The organism is Promicromonospora citrea (genome assembly GCF_013004695.1).
Classification (GTDB): Bacteria; Actinomycetota; Actinomycetes; order Actinomycetales; family Cellulomonadaceae; genus Promicromonospora; species Promicromonospora citrea.
Genome location: NZ_JABEMG010000054.1, coordinates 1 through 17,857 on the forward strand (window position 1 = coordinate 1; position 17,857 = coordinate 17,857).

Here is a 17,857-nt window from a genome sequence, read left to right on the forward strand (position 1 = left end):
GCGCACGGCCACGGCGGTGCCGGGCGGCGGGGGCCGCTGGGCCGCGCTGCCGGCGCGCGAGACCGACCCGACGGTGCGCGCCCACGCGCTGACGCAGGTGCTGCTCGAGCGGCACGGTGTGCTCACCCGGTCCGGGGCGGCGGCCGAGGGCGTCGGCGCGGGCTATCGCGACGTCTACCGCGTGCTGTCGGGTCTCGAGGAGCGCGGCGCGGTGCGCCGCGGGTACTTCGTCGAGCACCTGGGCGGGTCGCAGTTCGCGCTGCCCGGTGCCGTGGACCGCCTGCGCGTGGACGCGCAGGACAGAACCCGGCTGGTCGAGGCGGAGCTCGAGACCGTCGAGCGGGCGCGGTCCGACGCCGGCCCCCACGGCAGCGTCTCGGTCCCGGGGACGAGCGGACGGGGACGGAACGGCTCAGGACCGACCGGCACAGGACCGACCGGCACCGCGACGACCGGGACGGTCGTGCTCGCCGCGATGGACCCGGCCAACCCGTACGGGGCGGCCCTCGCGTGGCCGGCGGGCCCGGCCCAGGGGGCCGCGCGCGACGGGGCGGACGACGGAACCCGGGGAGGAGCCCAGGACGGCGGCCCGGGCGAACGGGCCACCACCCACCGGCCGGGGCGCAAGGCGGGCGCCGTCGTGGTGCTCACGCACGGCGACCTGACGCTGTTCGTGGAACGCGGCGGGCGCACGGTGCTCTCGTTCACCGAGAACCCTGCCCGCCTCGCGGGGGCCGCCGCCGCCCTGGCCCGCACCGTCCGCGAGGGCCGGCTCGGCCGCCTCACGGTCCAGCGGGTCGACGGCGAGGGTGCCCTGGAGGCCGCGCGCCGTCAGCCGGCGGCGCGGGCACTCGTCGAGGCCGGGTTCGCGATCACTCCGCGAGGCCTGCGGATCGCCGCACGCTGAGCGCGAGCAGCGGGCCGGGGTCCTCGGCGGGGCCCTCCCGGTCGATCGTGGCGCCGAGCAGGAACAGGAAGCCGATCATGATGACGAAGCCGATGCGCTCGATGAGGCCGAAGGCGAAGATCCCGGAGTCGGCGAAGAAGACGAGCGACAGGTGCACCACGAGGAAGAGGGCGACCACGGTGCCCAGCGCCCGGGCCGCGGCCCGCAGGCCCTGCGGGAGCGCCGAGCGAGGCTGACGGATCGAGCGCTCGAGGCTGAGGCCGACCATCGGGAGCACACAGAACGCCGTCGCGGCGCTGACCCGGTGGATCAGCGCGGACATCGACACGGTGGCGGAGTCGGGCGGGTCGGTCGGGAACGCACCGACGAGCACCATCGCCACCGCGAAGACCACCATGGCGGCGGCGGGGACCGGCCCCGCCGCGAGGCCGGCCCGGTACATGCGGACCGTGAGCAGCAGGCCGAGCGCCGCGAGGATCAGTCCGCCGGCCAGGATGAGCTCGCCCCCGCCGGGGACGAACGCGTACCAGCTGATGGGGTCGAGCACCGGGTCGACGACGGACGCGCCCACCACGTGCGCCGCGACCATCGGCAGGAGCGCCGTGGCACCGAACCAGCCGACCGTGCGCGTGCTGCGGGTGGTCAGGGGTGCGGTCGGATCCTCGGGGTGCCGCTCCAGGTCAGCGACGTTCACGGTCATGAGGCATAGCCTGTCCGACCGCGGGACGGGAATCCATCGGGTTTCCCCCCGACCCCACCCTGAAGTTCCCGGGGGTCAACCCCCGGAACGGCGGAATTCCGCGGTTCTTCCCGGCGCATGTCGTTATCGGGGTGATATGTCCGCTCATCGACATCACCCGCGCAGGGTCCCACTACGCTGGAGGCCCACGACGAGGGGAGCATCCGTGCCGGAGGGCGACGTCCTGCGTCTCACCGCCGAACGCCTGACCGCCGCCCTGCGGGGCCTGCCGCTGGTGCGTGCCGAGCTGCGGTGGCCCAGCGCCGGGGCGGCCCGGCTCACCGGCGCCACCGCGCTGGAGACCGCCGCGTACGGCAAGCACCTGCTCACCCGGCTGGACGACGGCCGCACCCTGCACACGCACCTGCGCATGGACGGCTACTGGCGCATCCATCGCACCGGCTCACGCGAGGCCGCCGCCCGGCACCCCGCCATCCGCGCCGTGCTGGCCACCGACGCGTGGACCGCGACCGGCTGGCACCTCGGCATGCTCGACCTGGTGCGCACCCACGACGAGCAGCGGGTCCTCGCGGGGCTCGGCCCGGACGTCCTGGGCCCCGACTTCCCCCGCACAGGTCTGCCCGACGCCGCGACGCGGATGGTCCGCGACCCGGCGCGCCCGCTGTGCGCCGTCCTGCTGGACCAGCGGACCGTGGCGGGCCTCGGCACGATCTGGATGGCCGAGTCCCTGTTCGCCCGGCGGCTGTGGCCGTGGGCGCCCGCGGGCGGCCTGACCGAGGAGCAGCGGTACGACCTGCTGCGCACCGCCCGCCGGCTCATGGAGCGCGCCGTCGCCGTGGGGCGGGCACGCGGCCTGGGCGGGGTCGAGCTGCACGTGCACGGGCGCGCGGGGCGGCCCTGCCACCGCTGCGGCAACCCCGTCGAGGAGGGCGTCGCCAACGAGAAGCCCTACGAGCGACCCGTGTTCTGGTGCCCCGTGTGCCAGCACCCCGTCTCCTGACGGCCGCCCCGGCGCAAGGAGCACCGGCGCGACCGCCCGCACGCGCACACAGGCCTGGGCGGGACCCTCCGCAGAGGATCCCGCCCAGGCTCTGGCTCGCTGCTGCCCTGTCCGCTCCCGCCAGCTCAGCCGACGGGCGCGAGGTCCGACGGCGCGACCTCCCGCCGCGCTGCGGTCCGGTCGCCTCCCCGAGCCAGGAGCCCGGCGACGAAGTCCGCCGGGATGGTGTCGGGGATCTGGAAACCCTCGGCGACCGCCACGCGGTCGCTCACCTCACGCAGCACCAAGGACAGCGGCACGTCGAGCGCCTCGCAGATGGAGCCGAGAAGCTCGGACGACGCCTCCTTCTGCCCTCGCTCCACCTCGCTGAGGTACCCCAGCGACACACGTGCCGCCGACGAGACCTCCCGCAGGGTGCGCCCCTGACGCTGCCGCGTGTCACGCAGCACGTCTCCGATCTCTCGCCGTAGTACGACCATCTCGCGCCCCCTCTCGGTGCCTGTCACTGTCCTCACGCCCTGCCCTCCGGGGACCGGACGCGTCGTGCGTGTGGTGCGTCCTCCCTGAGCCGAGGTCGTTCTACCGTACCCCGTGCTCATGGAGTTCTTGCGCCGGCTCCGGGTGGTCGGCCTGTTCGTGATCACACCGGAACCAACGTCGTGGTGACGAGCCTTGTTCCCGAAGGGGCGGTTCGTCAAGCCCTGTGCAAGATTAAGCCAAGAAGTTTCACTTGTCTGTAACTTCGCGGAGGTCGCTCCTCGGCGTGTCGAAATTTTCACCCCGGGGCTCGCTGACGAGCGCGGACGCCAGCTCGAGGACGCCGCGGACCGCCCCCTCGATCACTGCGGGCCGGTCCCCGGTCAGGTCGAGCCGGTGCACCTCGGTGACGACGGGGGTGCTCGCCGCGACGAACACCACTCCCGGCGGCTGCCCGTCCTGCGGGTCGGGACCGGCGACGCCCGTCGTGGCGAGCCCCACGTCCGCACCTGTCGCGGACCGGACGCCCGAGGCCATCTGAGCCGCGACCGCCTCGTCCACCGCGCCGCGCTCGGCCAGGAGGTCCGCGTCGACCCCGAGCAGCCGCGCCTTGAGGTCCGTCGCGTAGGCGACGACGCCGCCGCGTACCACCCGCGAGGCGCCCGGCACGGCCACGAGGGCCGCCGTCACGCGCCCGCCGGTGAGCGACTCGGCGACCCCGATGGTCCACCCCCGCGCCGCCGCCGCGGCGAGGAGGTCACGCGCGGTCATGCGCTCGCCGTGCGCGCCCGGGCGTCACGACGGATCCGCCAGCCCTGGTAGACGTAGTCGACGCCGGTCACGACCGTCACGGCGAAGGCCGCCACGAGCACCACCCAGGCGACCACGGTGAGCCAGTCGAGCCCGAGCCCCTCGCGCGGCAGCAGGAACAGCGGGATGGCCACGCTCTGCAGCACGGTCTTGAGCTTGCCGCCCCGCGACGCCGGCATGACGGCGTACTTGAGCATCCCCATGCGCATGAAGGTGATGCCCAGCTCGCGCGCCAGGATCACCACGGGGATCCACCACGGCAGCTCGCCCAGGGGGATCCAGAGCAGCACCAGGGCCGCGCCCACGAGGAGCTTGTCGGCGATCGGGTCGAGCAGCTTGCCCAGGTCGGTGATGAGACCGCGCGAGCGGGCGAGATACCCGTCCACCTTGTCCGAGGCGGCCGCGACCACGAAGATCGCCGTCGCCACGAGCCGCCAGGTGACGTCGTCACCGCCCTGCGCGAGCAGCGCCCAGGCGAAGAACGGGACCATGGCGATACGGATCATCGTCACGATGTTCGCGATGTTCCAGGGCGACGGGGGGTCGGTGACCATTCCTCAAGCCTAACCGCGCACGGGGCGCCCACCGACCGCCCACCGGACCGCCCGCACCACGCCTTTGGTCGCCGGACCCGGCCCGCTCGCCTACCATCCGGACGTGACCTCAGCCCGCACCAGGCGGCTCCCCGTGTCCCTGCCGTCCTTCCGGCTCCTCCCGCTCGTCCTCGCCTGCACGCTGGCCGTCGGCACCACGGGCTGCACCATCGATCCCGGTCCGAGCAGCGCGGCCGAGCCGTCCGCGAGCACGAGCCCCTCGCCGTCCCCGAGCCCGTCACCGACGCCCCAGGACGTGCGGTTCACGCTGCTCGCGGCGGGCGACGTGCTCCCGCACGGGCCGGTGAACGAGTCGGCCCGGACGGCTGACGGGTTCGAGTACTCGCCGCTGCTGGCGGGCATCGACCCCTGGGTGGAGGCCGCCGACCTCGCACTGTGCCACCTCGAGGTGCCCGTCGCGCCGCCCGGCGTCACCCCCTCGGGGTACCCGGTGTTCCGCGCGCCCCACGAGGTTGTCCGGGACCTGGGCGAGCAGGGCTGGGACGGCTGCTCGACGGCGTCCAACCACGCCGCCGACGCCGGTTTCGACGGGCTGGCCGCCGCGCTCGACGCCCTCGACGCCGCGGGCATGGGCCACGTGGGCACCGCGCGCGACCGCGAGGAGTCCCTCGCGCCGCAGCTCTACGAGCTGACGCGGGAGGACCGCACGGTCACGGTCGCCCACCTCGCGGCCACCTACGGCCTCAACGGGTTCGAGCCGCCGGAGGGCGAGTGGTCGGTCGACCTCATCGACACCGACCGGATCGTCCGGCAGGCGAAGGAGGCGCGGGCCGCCGGCGCCGACCTCGTGGTCGTGAGCCTGCACGACGGGTACGAGTACGTCACCGAGCCGACACCCCACCAGCAGGAGGTCACCGAGGCCCTGGCCGGCTCCCGGCAGGTGGACCTGGTGATCGGGCACCACGCCCACGTGCCGCAGCCGATCACGCGGCTCGAGGGCGGCCCGGGCCGGAAGGGCATGTGGGTCGCCTACGGCCTCGGCAACCTGCTCTCGAACCAGGGCCCGGACTGCTGCGTCCTGGCCACGACCGCCGGGCTGATGATGGTCGCCGACGTCGTGCAGCGGCCGGGCAAGCCGGCGCGCGTGACCGGCGTGCGGTGGGCGGCCACCACGGTCGACCTGGCCGCGGGCCACCGTCTGCGCGGTACGCGCGAGGCGATCGCCCACCCGGACCAGGGCACGCTGTCGGCCGGTGACCTCGAGCAGCGCCTGGCGATCGCGCAGGACGCCGTCGGCGACGCGGTGGACGAGCTGCGCGAGCCGCCGCTCCCCTCGGGCGAGCCCGAGCCGCGCGTCGTCCCGCGCACCCTCTGAGCCCGGCCCGGCCGGGCGCCGCGGGATCGCTGTCAGGGCACCTGGCGCACCGCGTCGGCGTCGTCGTGGTACTCGGCGGCGGCCGGCGGCAGGTGGCCGTCGGTGCCGTCCGCGTACGGGTCGCCGCCCGCGTCGCCGTCGCCGCCGGCCGCCTGGTCGAAGACGGGGGGCGGCTGCTCCCCACGGATGAGGGCGAGCGCGGCAGGCAGGTCGTCAGGCGTCACGAGGACGTCGCGCGCCTTCGACCCCTCCGAGGGACCCACGATCTCGCGGGACTCCAGGAGGTCCATGAGGCGACCTGCCTTGGCGAAGCCGACGCGGAGCTTGCGCTGCAGCATGGACGTCGAGCCGAACTGCGTGGTGACCACGAGCTCCGCCGCCTGCAGCAGCAGGTCGAGGTCGTCACCGATGTCCTCGTCGATCTGCTTCTTCGCCGCGGCGGGCGCGGTGACGTCCTCGCGGTAGACGGGCTTGAGCTGGTTCTTGACGTGCTCGACGACCTCGTGCACCTCGGACTCGGTGACCCAGGCGCCCTGCACGCGCATCGGCTTGGCCGCGCCCATGGGCAGGAAGAGCGCGTCACCCTGTCCGATGAGCTTCTCGGCGCCGGGCTGGTCGAGCACGACGCGCGAGTCGGCCAGCGACGACGTCGCGAACGCGAGCCGTGACGGCACGTTCGCCTTGATGAGCCCGGTGACGACGTCGACGGACGGACGCTGGGTGGCCAGCACGAGGTGGATGCCGGCCGCGCGCGCGAGCTGCGTGATGCGCTGGATGGAGGCCTCGACGTCGCGCGGGGCGACCATCATGAGGTCGGCGAGCTCGTCGACCACGACCAGCAGGTACGGGTAGGGCGCGATCTTGCGCTCGGAGCCGGGCAGCGGCTTGACCTTGCCCGCGCGGACGGCCGCGTTGAAGTCGTCGATGTGCTTGAAGCCGAAGGCCGCCAGGTCGTCGTACCGGGCGTCCATCTCGCGCACGACCCAGTCGAGGGCCTCCGCCGCCTTCTTCGGGTTGGTGATGATCGGCGTGATGAGGTGCGGGATGCCCTCGTAGATCGTGAGCTCGACGCGCTTGGGGTCCACGAGGATGAGGCGCACCTGCTCGGGCGTCGACCGCATGAGGATCGAGGTGATCATCGAGTTGATGAAGCTCGACTTGCCCGCGCCGGTGGCGCCGGCGACCAGGATGTGCGGCATCTTCGCGAGGTTGGCCACGACGTAGCCGCCCTCGACGTCCTTGCCCACGCCCATGACCATCGGGTGCTCGGTGCGCCGAGCCGCGCTCGAGCGCAGCACGTCGCCGAGCACGACCGTCTCGCGGTCGGAGTTCGGGATCTCGATGCCGATCGCGGACTTGCCCGGGATCGGCGAGAGGATGCGCACGTCCGCGCTCGCCACGGCGTAGGCGATGTTGTTGGACAGGGACGTGATGCGCTCGACCTTGGTCTTGGCCCCCACCTCGACCTCGTAGCGCGTGACGGTCGGTCCGCGCGTGAAGCCCGTGACCTTGGCGTCGACGCCGAACTGCTCGAACACCCCGGTCAGCGACTCGACCACGCGGTCGTTCGCGGCCGACCGCGCCTTGTGCGGCGGGCCCTGGACCAGGAGCTCCTCGTCCGGCAGCAGGTAGACGGTGTCGCCCTCGAGCATGGGCTGCACGCCGCGCGGCACGGGGCTGCTCGCCTGCGGCGGGCGCGGGCCGTCAGCGGGAGCGGCGGGCTCGCCGTCCGGGCCGAGGACGCCGGGGCCGATGGCCGGGGCGCCCGTGACCTTGCCCGCCGACTCGTGCGTCGGGATCCGCTGCGTCGTGGCCTTGCCGGCCTTCGCGGCGCGCTCGGCAGCCTCGACCTCGGCGGCCTTCTCGAAGGCCTCGTCGCCCACGAAGCCCGCGAGCCGCTCCTTCTCGGCGGCGATCTCCTGCTTGGTGCGCCGCTTGCGCCGCTTCGGCGCGGGCTTGCCGTCGTGCGCGGACACGCCCTCGGCGAGGGGGAGGCCGTCCTCGCCGTCGGCCCCCGCGTCGCGGTGGTTGCCCGTGAGCCGGTCGTAGAGACCACGCAGGCGTGCCGGGATGCGGTGCACCGGGGTCGCCGTCACGATGAGCACGCCGAAGAAGCCGGCCAGCACGTACAGCGGGATGGCGAACCACTGGGTCAGGCCGGTGACCACCGGTGTCGCGAAGAGGAAGCCGATGACGCCGCCGGCGTCCTGCACCGGTGCGAAGCCGTCGGCGGGCGAGGGCAGGTCCGCGCTGATGTGCACCAGGGAGCACGTGGCGACCACGAGGAAGCTCAGGCCGATGGCCACGCGCCCGTTCTGCTGGGACCGCTCGGGGTGGCGCATGACGCGCACGGCGAGCCAGACCAGCAGCACCGGCAGGGCCACGCCCGCGATGCCGAACGTGCCCGCGACGACCGCGTGCACGCCGTCGCCGAACGCCCCGTCGATGCCCCACCACTCGCGCGCCGCGACGATGACCGCGACGGCGAGCAACGCGAAGCCGACGCCGTCGCGCCGGTGGTCCGGTTCCAGTTCCTGTCCTCCCTGCCCTCTGGCCTGCCCTCTGGCGCCCTGCGCGCTCTCGTCGGTGTCCTGCACCGGGCGCGGACCGGCGGCCCGCGCGGCCCCGCCCACGGCGTGGGCCATGCCCATCCAGACGCCGCGCACGGCGCGGACCGGCCACGGCGGGCGGGACGGCACCGACGCAGCCTTCTGCGCCGGGCGGGCAGCCCCCCGGCGCTGGGTCGATCGCTTCGACGCTGCGGTCTTGGGCCTGGCGCTCTTCGCGCCCTGCCCCGTTCCCTTCCCGGAGCCTCGCCGGGCCGACGTGCGGGTCGCCATGATGCCGCCACGGTAACCGCGCACGACGGCCCGGCCCGGGAACCCCTCGCGGTGTGTCCTGGACCGGGCCCGTGTCCGGTATGTGGTGACTGATCGCCGCTGGTGCGCCGCGGACTTTCCGGTCAGGACAGGAGCAGACCCAGCCCGAGAGTGACCACGCCGGCCGCGAGGACGACCGCACCGACGGGCAGCAGCACGACCGCGCGGTTCGGCGTCGTGCGCCCCTGCCCCATGGCGGAGAAGAAGAACCCGGCGGGCAGCAGGATCGCCGCGCACAGCACGCCCGTGCCGGCGAGCCAGCGCAGGAACCCGGTCAGGGTCGTCGCCTCGGCGAGCAGCAGGCAGACCAGGCCGAGGACCACCAGCACGCCCGCATGGGCGTGGCCCGCGCGGAAGAAGCTCTTCTGCAGGTCGGTGGCAGCCACGCGCTCGCCGAGCGCGCCGGCGAACACCCGCACGAGGAAGAAGCCGCCCGACTCGATCCCGACGACGGTCAGCAGCACGATGCCCGCCGTGACGCGGGCGGGGTCGGAGAGCTCGAGCACGGTTCCTCCTGGGGTCGAGGTTTACGAACGGTGTTATCAAACATCGTTCGTCAACCCGCGTCAAGGTGCTTAGACTCGCGGTATGGCCCGTCCCCGACTGCACGACGACGCCCTGCGCACCCGACTGCTCGAGGTCACCTCGCGCGTCATCTCGTCGGACGGCGAGACCGCCGTGACCGTCCGCAAGGTCGCTGCCGACGCGGGGACCAGCGCGTCGGCCGTCTACGCGCTCTTCGGCTCGCGCGAGGCGCTGGTCGAGGCGGTGAGCGACGAGGGGTTCCGTCGGTTCGCGCACGAGCTCGCGGCCGCGGGCCGGGGCGCCGACCCGGTCGAGGACCTGCGCGCGCTCGGCCGGGCCTACCGGCGCTTCGCCCTGGCCGACCCCCACTACTTCCGGGTCATGTTCCACCGGGGCGTCGCCCCGTCGGGCGGTGACCCGGCGCGGGCCGTCGAGCAACCCACTTTCCGCGTGCTGCACGCCGCGGTCGCGCGCGTGCTCGACGGCGCCCCCGACGACCGCGTGCTGGCCGCTGCCGTCGGGCTGTGGGGCCTGGTGCACGGACTGGTGTCGCTCGAGCTCGCCGGGCTGCTGCCGGGCGACGAGGCCACCCGGGCCGAGGCGTTCACGCAGGCGGGCGCCACGGTGGCCGAGGCGCTGCTGGCCGGCTGACCTGCCTACGCGGCCGAGCGCGCGCCGTCCGGGTGCGGCACCTCGCGGTACACCCGCACGGAGGCCACGAGCAGCCAGGCGAAGCCGACCACCACGGCGAGCCACAGGCCCGCCATCCCCGCGGGACCGAGGGCGACGCCGCCGAGGAAGCCCCCGAGGACCACGGCGCCCGCGACGCGCGACCAGGCGGCGCGCCCGCGCTCGCCCCGCCGCGCGAGCCACCCGCCGAACAGGATCGCGGCCACCGCGACCGCGACGAGACCGACACCGCCGGAGGCCAGGTGCAGGATCCCCGACGCGCTCGGCACGGTCGCGCCGTCCTGCCCGGGCGGGAAGCCGGACAGCGGGTCGGGCCGGAAGACCGCACCCGCCACCATCCCGACACCGTAGGTCGCGACGCCGATGCCGGTCCCCCGTGCGCCGGCCCGGACCGTACCGACTCCGGCGACGAGGACCATGAGCCCGCTCAGGCCCAGGTTCACCACCTGCATCCACCCGCCCTCGCCGAGCATGAGGGCGCTCAGCGGGTGGCGGGCGAGGTCGAACCCCTCCCGCGTCAGGGCCAGGACCAGTCCGACCACAAGGTAGAACGGTCCAGCCACCACGCCCCAGCCGAGCATCGACCGCGTGACGGCGGCCGCCGTGTCGAACCCCGTGCGCTGCGTCATCTCGTCCTCACTCGTCTCGCCGCCTCTGCGGCCTCGCGCCGACCGGGTGCCGGGCGTCCCTGGGGAATGGACGACGCAGAGCCCGGAAACTGAGCGGCGGCGGGATCGGGCCGCGACGGGCGCCGGGCCCGGCGAACGACGGCGCCCCGCCTCCCTCGCAGGGAGACGGGGCGTGGCGCGGGCGGCCGGACCGAGGTCAGGCCTCGACGACCACCGGCACGATCATCGGCTTGCGGCGCAGCCGCGTGGCCACGAACCGGCCGATGGTGCGGCGCATGATCTGCTGGAGCTGGTGGGTGTCCGTCGCGCCGCCCGCGATGGCGTTCTCGAGCGCGGAGGACACCTCCGGGAGCACCTTGTCGAACACCGACGCGTCCTCGGCGAGGCCCCGGGCCAGCACCTGCGGCGGCGCGAGCACCTTGCCCGTCGCCGTGTCGATCACGGCGAAGACGGACACGAAGCCCTCCTCGCCCAGGATCACGCGGTCCTTAAGCTCCGCGTCGGTGATCTCGCCCACGGACGAGCCGTCGACGTACACGTAGCCGCACGGCACGGCGCCCACGACGGACGCCTTGCCGTCGACGAGGTCGACGACCACGCCGTCCTCGGCGAGGACCACGCGGTCGGCCGGCACGCCGGTCTTGACCGCGAGCGCCCCGTTGGCCACGAGGTGGCGCACCTCGCCGTGCACCGGCATGACGTTGCGCGGCTTGAGGATGTTGTAGCAGTACATGAGCTCACCGGCCGAGGCGTGTCCGGAGACGTGCACCTTGGCGTTGCCGCTGTGCACGACGCGCGCGCCGAGGCGGGTCAGACCGTTGATGATGCGGAAGACGGCGTTCTCGTTGCCCGGGATGAGCGACGAGGCGAGGATCACGGTGTCGCCGAAGCCGACCTGGACCTTGTGGTCGCCGTTGGCCATGCGCGACAGCGCGGCCATCGGCTCGCCCTGCGAGCCCGTCGACATGTAGACGATCTGGTCGTCGGGCACCGAGTCGGCCTTCTTCAGGTCGATGAGCACGCCCGGGGGCACGTCGAGGTAGCCGAGGTCGGCCGCGATGCCCATGTTGCGCACCATGGAGCGCCCCACGAGCGCGACGCGGCGGCCGTGGGCGTGCGCGGCGCCCAGCACCTGCTGCACGCGGTGCACGTGCGAGGAGAACGATGCGACGATGATCCGCTTGTCGGCGTGCGCGAAGACGTTGTCGAGCACGGGGCCGATCTCGGCCTCCGGCGTGACGAAGCCCGGCACCTCCGCGTTGGTCGAGTCGACCATGAACAGGTCGACGCCCTTCTCGCCGAGGCGGGCGAAGGCGCGCAGGTCGGTGATGCGGCCGTCGAGCGGCAGCTGGTCCATCTTGAAGTCGCCCGTGTGCAGCACGGTGCCCGCGGCGGTGGTGACCGCGACGGCGAGCGCGTCGGGGATCGAGTGGTTGACCGCGACGAACTCGCAGTCGAACACGCCGAGCTGCTCCCGCTGGCCCTCCTTGACCTCGAGGGTGTACGGCTTGATGCGGTGCTCCTTGAGCTTCGCCTCGATGAAGGCGAGCGTCAGCCGCGAGCCGACCAGCGGGATGTCCCCGCGCAGCCGCAGCAGGTACGGCACGGCGCCGATGTGGTCCTCGTGGCCGTGCGTGAGCACGATCGCCTCGACGTCGTCGAGACGGTCCTTGATGTAGTCGAAGTCCGGCAGGATCAGGTCCACGCCGGGCTGGTTGTCCTCGGGGAAGAGGACGCCGCAGTCGATGACCAGCAGCTTGCCGCGGTGCTCGAGCACCGCCATGTTGCGTCCCACCTCGCCCAGGCCGCCGAGGGCGACCACGCGGAGCCCGTTCTCGGGCAGCGCAGGGGGGAGGGACAGTTCGGGGTGAGGATGACTCACGTGGCCTCCAAGGCCTCGTTCCAACAGTGAAGTATCAGTGCCCGACGGCGGCGCTCGCCTCGGCGAGCTCGCTCACGGCGGGCAGGGGTGCGCCCTGCGGCGTCAGGAGCCCCGCGTCGACGAGCGCGGCGCGCACGGCGACGACCTCGTCGTCCGACGCCGCGACGTTCGGCAGGCGCAGGAAGCGGTTGGTGGTGACGCCGAGCAGCTCGACGGCGGCCTTGGCCATGACGGCCTGGGCACCGGTGCCGTTGAGCGCGTCGATGACGCCGGTGGTGCCGCGGAAGACCTCGACGGCGCCGGCCAGGTCGCCGGCGTCGAACCGGCGGACCACCTCGGCGAACTGCGCGCCCACCGCATGGGCCGCGACGGAGACGATGCCCGCGCCGCCCACGCTGAGGAAGGGCAGCAGCATGCCGTCGTCGCCCGAGTACCAGGCGAGGCCCGTCTCCGCGAGCAGCTTGCTCGCCGCGTACACGTCGCCCGTCGCGTCCTTGGTCGCGACGATGCGCGGGTGCTGCGCGAGGCGCAGGTAGGTGTCCCGGGAGATGCGCACCACGGTGCGCCCCGGCACGTCGTAGAGCATGACGGGCAGGTCCGTCGCGTCGGCGACCGCCAGGAAGTGCTGGTACAGCCCTTCCTGGCTGGGCCGCGAGTAGTAGGGGGACACGACCAGCAGGCCGTCGGCGCCGGCCTCCGCGGCCTGCTCGGCCATGCGGATCGCGTGCACCGTGTCGTTCGAGCCCGCGCCCGCCACGACGGCGGCGCGGTCGCCCACCGCCTCCACGACGGCGGCGACGAGCTCCTCCTTCTCGGGCGTGTGCGTGACCGGCGACTCACCGGTGGTGCCGGACAGGACGAGGCCGTCGTTGCCGTCGTCGACCAGCTTCTTCGCCAGCTTGGCCGCCGCCTCGAGGTCCACGACGCCGTCGGGCGTCATCGGGGTGACCATGGCGGTCAGGACCGCGCCGAACGGGCGCGCGGGGCCGGTGGGAAGAACCATGGCACTACCGTACCGTTTACCGCCCGGTTCACCGCGTTGTCCACAGCCCTCCCGATGCCCTGGACCGGTCCCGGTCAGGGCCCCTCGGCGAGCAGCCGTCCCAGCGCGTCGACGGTGTCCGTGACGTCGACGGCGCCCAGCCGCAGGACGCCGGGCAGCCGCGCCACGGACGCGAGGCCCGCGGCGTAGGCGGCCGTCCGCGCGGGGTCGAGGTCCGCCCGGTGGGCCGCCGCGTCGGCCCGCACGCGCTCCGCGACGACCTCCGGAGGCGCCTCGAGCACCACGTGGACCAGGCGCGCGCCGGCGTCCTGCGCGACGTCGGTGAGGCGGCGCACCTGGTCGGTCCGCGCCACCAGCTGCGGCACGACGACGTCGCGCCCGCCGCGCAGGTGCTCGGCCGCCATGGCGAGCCCGAGGGCGCGCGCGAGCCCCGCCGTCTCCCCCGCCGGGCCGCTGACCAGGGTCCGGACCACGTCCATGTCGAGGCACAGCGTTCCCGGGCGCCGGGCAGCCCAGACCGCCGCGACGGTCGACTTCCCGACGCCCGGCAGCCCGTTCAGCAGGACGAGGTCGGTCACCGCTCGACGAGGACGCCGTCCTCGTCGGCGTACACCATGGCGCCCGGCCGGAACACGACGCCGCCGATCTCGACCGGCTCGTCGAGCACGCCCGCCCCCGTCTTGGCCGACTTGCGCGGGTTGGTGCCGAGCGCCTTGACGCCCAGCGGCAGCCGGCCGATCGCCGCCGAGTCGCGGATCGCGCCGTGGACGATCGCCCCGGCCCAGCCGTTCTCGACCGCCGCCGCGGCGATGAGGTCGCCCATGAGGGCGCTGCGCAGCGAGCCGCCGCCGTCGACGACGAGGACGGCGCCCTCACCCGGGGTCTGCGTCACGGCCTTGACCAGGCCGTTGTCCTCGTGGCAGCGCACGGTGCGCACCGGTCCGGAGAAGGCACGTACGCCCCCGAGGTCCCGGAGCTGGACGGCGAGGGACGCGAGCACCTCGCCGTGCTCGTCGTAGAGGTCGGCCGTCGCGGTCATCGTGATCCTCCGTATCGCACGGTTGCTCCTGGGCGTGGCCGCGACGATACCCGGTCGCACCGTTCTCCCGCGAGGGCCGGTCGCGTGCACCTTGCGCCCCCGTGGATACTCGGAACTATGACGGCGACGACGCTCTCCCCCGCCCTCGTGGCGCACCTGCCCACCGGCCTCCTCGTCGACGGGCACTGGGGCCCCGCGGCGGACCGGTCCACGTTCGAGGTCGCCGACCCGGCCACCGGCCAGGGAATCTTCGACGTGGCCGACGCGACACCCGCCGACGCCCTCCGCGCTCTCGACGCCGCGCACGCCGCCGCTCCCGCCTGGCGAGCCGTGCCGCCCCGCGAGCGCTCCGAGCTGCTGCGCGCCGTGTACGCGCGCCTGGTCGCGCGCGCCGACGACATCGGGGCCCTCATCACCGCTGAGGCGGGCAAGCCGCTGGCCGAGGCACGTGCCGAGGTGGTCTACGGCGCCGAGTTCCTGCGCTGGTTCGCCGAGGAGGCGGTGCGCGCCGACGGTCTGGTGCGCCGGGCGCCGTCGGGCGGGAACACGCAGTACGTGAGCCGCCGGCCCGTGGGCCCGAGCCTGCTCATCACGCCGTGGAACTTCCCCATCGCGATGGCGACCCGCAAGATCGCGCCGGCGCTGGCCGCCGGGTGCACCGTCGTGGTCAAGCCGTCCGAGCTGACGCCGCTGACGACGCTCCTGGTCGCCGAGATCGTCCGCTCGGAGGCCGAGGAACGCGGTCTGCCGACAGGCATCGTCAACGTGGTGCCGACCACGCACGCGGCCGACGTGACCGGCCCCCTGTTCGAGGACCCGAGACTGCGCAAGGTCTCCTTCACCGGATCGACCGGTGTGGGTCGCACGCTGCTCGCGCAGGCGTCGGCCAACGTGCTGCGCAGCTCGATGGAGCTGGGCGGCAACGCCCCGTTCATCGTCTTCGCGGACGCCGACCTCGACGCCGCCGTCGAGGGCGCCCTGATCGCCAAGCTCCGCAACTCCGGCCAGTCCTGCGTCGCGGCCAACCGCTTCCTCGTGCACGACTCCGTCGCACGCGACTTCGCGGACCGGTTCGCGCGGGCCGTGGGCGAGCAGGTCACCGCGCCGGGCACGCAGCCCGGCGCCCAGGTGGGCCCGCTCATCTCGGAGGCGGCGGTCGAGAAGGTCACGGGGCTCGTCGACGACGCCGTCGCACAGGGCGCCCAGGTCCTCACCGGCGGCTCGCGCCTCGACCGGCCGGGGCACTTCTTCGAGCCGACCGTGCTCACGGGGGTCAGCGCCGACGCCACGATCGTGACGGAGGAGATCTTCGGCCCCGTCGCCCCGGTCGTGCGCTTCGGGTCCGACGACGAGGCCTATGAGCTGGCCAACTCCACCCCGTACGGGCTGGCGGCCTACGCGTACACGACGTCGCTCGCGCGGGCGCAGCGCGCCATGGAGGACATCGAGGCCGGCATGATCGGCATCAACCGCGGCCTCGTGTCCGACGCCAGCGCCCCGTTCGGCGGCGTCAAGGCGTCGGGCCTGGGGCGCGAGGGCGGCGACGTCGGCATCGACGAGTACCAGGAGACGGTGTACGTGGCGCTGTAGCGCGCACGGGGCGCCGCGGCGCACACGCGTCCGCCCGGCGGGACGCCGCCGCGCCGTCCGCCGCGCACGGCGTAACCTCCCCGCGTGAACGTCCCCTCCAGCACCCCGGCCGTGCGTGCGGCCGTGCGCCAGGGCGTGAGCGTGTCCGTGGCCACGGGCCTGTACGGCGTCTCGTTCGGCGCGCTGTCGGTCGCCGCGGGCGTGGGCCTCGCGCCCACCATGGCGCTCAGCCTGCTCATGTTCTCCGGCGGGTCGCAGTTCGCGCTCGTCGGCGTCGTCGGCGCCGCGGGCACGCCCGTCGCCGCGATCGCCACCGCCACCCTGCTCGGCCTGCGCAACACCCTCTACGGCGCCGTCGTGTCGCCGCTGCTGGAGGTCCGGGGCTGGCGCCGGCTGGCCGCGGCCCAGCTCACCATCGACGAGTCGACGGCGGTCGCCGTCGCCCAGCCCGAGCCCGCCGCCTCGCGGGCGGGGTTCTGGGTGACGGGCGTGGGCGTCTTCGTGCTCTGGAACACGTTCGTGCTGCTCGGTGCGCTCGCCGGCGACGCGCTCGGCGACCCGCGGGCATGGGGCCTCGACGCGGCCGCCGCCGCGGCGTTCCTCGCGCTCGTCTGGCCCCGCCTCGCGCCGCGCCGCGCACAGCTCGTCGCCGCGCTCGCCGTCGTCGCCACCGCGGCCCTCGTGCCGTTCGTCCCGCCGGGGATCCCCGTGCTCGCCGCGGCCGCCGTGGCGGTCGTCGTGGGACTCGTCGCACCGCGCGGCCCCGGGGCGGCGGGCGGGCCCACCGACGCCGACGACACTGACAGGGAGGCCGTCCGATGACCGCAGCAGCCCTCTGGACCACCGTGCTGGTCGCGTCGCTGGCCTGCTTCGCGCTCAAGCTCGCCGGCCACCTCGTGCCCCGCTCGTGGCTCGCCTCCGAGCGGGTCTCGCGCGTCACCACGCTCGTCACCGTCGCGCTGCTCGTCTCGCTCGTCGTCGTCCAGGGCTTCGCCGACGGCCGCGCCCTCGTGGTCGACGCGCGGGTGCCTGCCCTCGCCGTTGCCGCCCTGGCCCTCGCGCTGCGCGCTCCGTTCATCGTGGTCGTCTTCCTCGCCGCCGCGACGGCGGCCGGGCTGCGAGCGCTGGGCTGGGGCTGACCCGGGACCGCGCGGGCCGGTCGCGACAGCAAGCCGTGACGGCGGGACTGCGACCGCCCCAGAGGTCTCGGTAGGGTTGCCGGATGGCACTGTTCCGTGAGACCGCCGACGTGTCCGTCCGGCCTGCCGTCCCGGGCGACGAGTCCGCGGTGACCGACGTCCAGGTCGCCGCCTGGCGCGCCACCGGCGTGCTCGGCGAGGGCGTCATCGAGGCCCTCGACGTCCCCGCGATGCGCGAGCGCTGGGCGGACGCCATCGGCTCGCCGCCGGGCCCCGGCTTCGCCGTCTTCGTGGCCCTGGAGGGGCCGGACGTCGTCGGCTTCGCCGCCGTCTCCCCCGGCCAGGTGCTGTCCCTCGAGGTGCTCCCCCGGGCGCAGCGCGCCGGCCACGGGTCACGGCTGCTCGCGGCCGCCGTCGACCGGCTCCGTACCGACGGCGCCGACACCGTCACGACCTGGGCGCTCGCCGACGACAGCGCCCGCGCCGCGTTCCTCGGGTCCAGCGGCCTCGGCGAGGACGGACGCACCCGCACGCTCGCGACCGGCCCGCGCGAGATCGTCGAGCACCGCTGGTCGGCGCAGATCTGAGGGAGCGCCCGCACCGACGTCATCAGGTTTCACGCCCGTGTGACAGTCCCGTGACACGGCCTTGCGACCAT

The 17,857-nt window shown here is 74.3% G+C and carries 19 protein-coding genes; 8 read left to right on the top strand and 11 right to left on the bottom strand.

The annotated features are described in order from the left end of the window. Positions 1 to 907: Lhr family helicase (locus HLB15_RS11965; protein ID WP_446500408.1), on the top strand; the 907-nt coding region annotated here is incomplete at its 5' end. Here the strand turns inward: HLB15_RS11965 and HLB15_RS11970 are convergent. Then, entirely contained in the window at positions 873 to 1,607 is a 735-nt protein-coding gene (locus HLB15_RS11970; protein WP_171105921.1) for a DUF998 domain-containing protein, read from the bottom strand. The two genes, HLB15_RS11965 and HLB15_RS11970, sit on opposite strands and share 35 nt — an antisense overlap. A gap of 205 nt (positions 1,608 to 1,812) precedes the next feature. On the opposite strand from HLB15_RS11970, the gene HLB15_RS11975 reads away from it, so the two are divergent. Then, positions 1,813 to 2,607: a DNA-formamidopyrimidine glycosylase family protein gene (locus HLB15_RS11975; protein WP_171105923.1), complete on the top strand. Its 795-nt coding sequence runs from the start codon at positions 1,813 to 1,815 to the stop codon at positions 2,605 to 2,607. 125 nt (positions 2,608 to 2,732) lie between these two features. Here HLB15_RS11975 and HLB15_RS11980 read toward each other — a convergent pair whose 3' ends face one another. From HLB15_RS11980 to pgsA, 3 genes are all read right to left on the bottom strand, one after another. Beyond that, positions 2,733 to 3,086 carry a helix-turn-helix domain-containing protein gene (locus HLB15_RS11980; RefSeq protein ID WP_171105925.1) on the bottom strand — a complete coding sequence of 118 codons (354 nt, stop codon included), beginning with the start codon at positions 3,084 to 3,086 and terminating at the stop codon, positions 2,733 to 2,735. A gap of 247 nt (positions 3,087 to 3,333) precedes the next feature. After that, positions 3,334 to 3,855 carry a CinA family protein gene (locus tag HLB15_RS11985; protein WP_171105927.1) on the bottom strand — a complete coding sequence of 174 codons (522 nt, stop codon included), beginning with the start codon at positions 3,853 to 3,855 and terminating at the stop codon, positions 3,334 to 3,336. After that, positions 3,852 to 4,448 (bottom strand): CDP-diacylglycerol--glycerol-3-phosphate 3-phosphatidyltransferase, encoded by a 597-nt coding sequence (gene pgsA / locus HLB15_RS11990; protein ID WP_171105929.1) that lies wholly within the window; start codon positions 4,446 to 4,448, stop codon positions 3,852 to 3,854. The genes HLB15_RS11985 and pgsA overlap by 4 nt, the downstream gene beginning before the upstream one ends. A gap of 103 nt (positions 4,449 to 4,551) precedes the next feature. On the opposite strand from pgsA, the gene HLB15_RS11995 reads away from it, so the two are divergent. After that, a complete protein-coding gene (locus tag HLB15_RS11995; protein WP_229785219.1) occupies positions 4,552 to 5,823 on the top strand; it encodes a CapA family protein in 1,272 nt (423 codons plus the stop codon). A 32-nt stretch (positions 5,824 to 5,855) separates the two neighbouring features. Here the strand turns inward: HLB15_RS11995 and HLB15_RS12000 are convergent, their stop codons facing one another. Beyond that, entirely contained in the window at positions 5,856 to 8,663 is a 2,808-nt protein-coding gene (locus HLB15_RS12000) for an FtsK/SpoIIIE family DNA translocase (RefSeq protein ID WP_229785220.1), read from the bottom strand. A 122-nt stretch (positions 8,664 to 8,785) separates the two neighbouring features. Further along, complete coding sequence (locus HLB15_RS12005; RefSeq protein WP_171105930.1) at positions 8,786 to 9,208, bottom strand: hypothetical protein; 423 nt, start codon at positions 9,206 to 9,208, stop codon at positions 8,786 to 8,788. Between the two features lie 82 nt (positions 9,209 to 9,290). On the opposite strand from HLB15_RS12005, the gene HLB15_RS12010 reads away from it, so the two are divergent. Next, positions 9,291 to 9,878 carry a TetR/AcrR family transcriptional regulator gene (locus tag HLB15_RS12010; RefSeq protein WP_171105932.1) on the top strand — a complete coding sequence of 196 codons (588 nt, stop codon included), beginning with the start codon at positions 9,291 to 9,293 and terminating at the stop codon, positions 9,876 to 9,878. Between the two features lie 5 nt (positions 9,879 to 9,883). On the opposite strand, the gene HLB15_RS12015 is transcribed toward HLB15_RS12010, so the two are convergent. The 5 genes from HLB15_RS12015 to rraA form a co-directional block, all read right to left on the bottom strand. Further along, positions 9,884 to 10,546 carry a DUF998 domain-containing protein gene (locus HLB15_RS12015; RefSeq protein ID WP_171105934.1) on the bottom strand — a complete coding sequence of 221 codons (663 nt, stop codon included), beginning with the start codon at positions 10,544 to 10,546 and terminating at the stop codon, positions 9,884 to 9,886. 196 nt (positions 10,547 to 10,742) lie between these two features. Further along, complete coding sequence (locus HLB15_RS12020; protein WP_171105936.1) at positions 10,743 to 12,428, bottom strand: ribonuclease J; 1,686 nt, start codon at positions 12,426 to 12,428, stop codon at positions 10,743 to 10,745. A 34-nt stretch (positions 12,429 to 12,462) separates the two neighbouring features. After that, complete coding sequence (gene dapA / locus HLB15_RS12025; RefSeq protein WP_171105939.1) at positions 12,463 to 13,431, bottom strand: 4-hydroxy-tetrahydrodipicolinate synthase; 969 nt, start codon at positions 13,429 to 13,431, stop codon at positions 12,463 to 12,465. A 74-nt stretch (positions 13,432 to 13,505) separates the two neighbouring features. Beyond that, the gene (locus tag HLB15_RS12030; RefSeq protein ID WP_171105941.1) at positions 13,506 to 14,009 is read right to left on the bottom strand and encodes an AAA family ATPase; all 504 of its coding nucleotides are present in this window, start codon (positions 14,007 to 14,009) and stop codon (positions 13,506 to 13,508) included. Next, positions 14,006 to 14,470, bottom strand: a complete 465-nt coding sequence (gene rraA, locus HLB15_RS12035; RefSeq protein WP_171105943.1) for a ribonuclease E activity regulator RraA — start codon at positions 14,468 to 14,470, stop codon at positions 14,006 to 14,008. The genes HLB15_RS12030 and rraA overlap by 4 nt, the downstream gene beginning before the upstream one ends. Before the next feature lie 117 nt (positions 14,471 to 14,587). Between rraA and HLB15_RS12040 the strand changes: the two genes are divergently transcribed. The 4 genes from HLB15_RS12040 (at position 14,588) to HLB15_RS12055 (ending at position 17,786) form a co-directional block, all read left to right on the top strand. Then, on the top strand, positions 14,588 to 16,060 hold the full coding sequence (locus HLB15_RS12040) for an NAD-dependent succinate-semialdehyde dehydrogenase (RefSeq protein ID WP_171105945.1): 1,473 nt from the start codon (positions 14,588 to 14,590) through the stop codon (positions 16,058 to 16,060). Positions 16,061 to 16,144: 84 nt separating this feature from the next. Continuing rightward, positions 16,145 to 16,882, top strand: a complete 738-nt coding sequence (locus HLB15_RS12045; protein ID WP_171105947.1) for an AzlC family ABC transporter permease — start codon at positions 16,145 to 16,147, stop codon at positions 16,880 to 16,882. Further along, positions 16,879 to 17,199: an AzlD domain-containing protein gene (locus tag HLB15_RS12050; protein WP_171105949.1), complete on the top strand. Its 321-nt coding sequence runs from the start codon at positions 16,879 to 16,881 to the stop codon at positions 17,197 to 17,199. Before HLB15_RS12045 ends, HLB15_RS12050 begins: the two co-directional genes overlap by 4 nt. Before the next feature lie 83 nt (positions 17,200 to 17,282). Continuing rightward, the gene (locus HLB15_RS12055) at positions 17,283 to 17,786 is read left to right on the top strand and encodes a GNAT family N-acetyltransferase (protein WP_171105952.1); all 504 of its coding nucleotides are present in this window, start codon (positions 17,283 to 17,285) and stop codon (positions 17,784 to 17,786) included. The last annotated feature ends 71 nt before the right edge of the window (positions 17,787 to 17,857 follow it).

Coding starts and splice junctions, on each gene's coding strand:
- HLB15_RS12055 (WP_171105952.1), top strand. CDS start 17,283: ATGGCACTGTTCCGTGAGACCGCCGACGTGTCCGTCCGGCCTGCCGTC.
- HLB15_RS11970 (WP_171105921.1), bottom strand. CDS start 1,607: ATGACCGTGAACGTCGCTGACCTGGAGCGGCACCCCGAGGATCCGACC.
- HLB15_RS12010 (WP_171105932.1), top strand. CDS start 9,291: ATGGCCCGTCCCCGACTGCACGACGACGCCCTGCGCACCCGACTGCTC.
- HLB15_RS11980 (WP_171105925.1), bottom strand. CDS start 3,086: ATGGTCGTACTACGGCGAGAGATCGGAGACGTGCTGCGTGACACGCGG.
- HLB15_RS12040 (WP_171105945.1), top strand. CDS start 14,588: ATGACGGCGACGACGCTCTCCCCCGCCCTCGTGGCGCACCTGCCCACC.
- rraA (WP_171105943.1), bottom strand. CDS start 14,470: ATGACCGCGACGGCCGACCTCTACGACGAGCACGGCGAGGTGCTCGCG.
- HLB15_RS12050 (WP_171105949.1), top strand. CDS start 16,879: ATGACCGCAGCAGCCCTCTGGACCACCGTGCTGGTCGCGTCGCTGGCC.
- pgsA (WP_171105929.1), bottom strand. CDS start 4,448: ATGGTCACCGACCCCCCGTCGCCCTGGAACATCGCGAACATCGTGACG.
- dapA (WP_171105939.1), bottom strand. CDS start 13,431: ATGGTTCTTCCCACCGGCCCCGCGCGCCCGTTCGGCGCGGTCCTGACC.
- HLB15_RS12000 (WP_229785220.1), bottom strand. CDS start 8,663: ATGGCGACCCGCACGTCGGCCCGGCGAGGCTCCGGGAAGGGAACGGGG.
- HLB15_RS11985 (WP_171105927.1), bottom strand. CDS start 3,855: ATGACCGCGCGTGACCTCCTCGCCGCGGCGGCGGCGCGGGGGTGGACC.
- HLB15_RS12015 (WP_171105934.1), bottom strand. CDS start 10,546: ATGACGCAGCGCACGGGGTTCGACACGGCGGCCGCCGTCACGCGGTCG.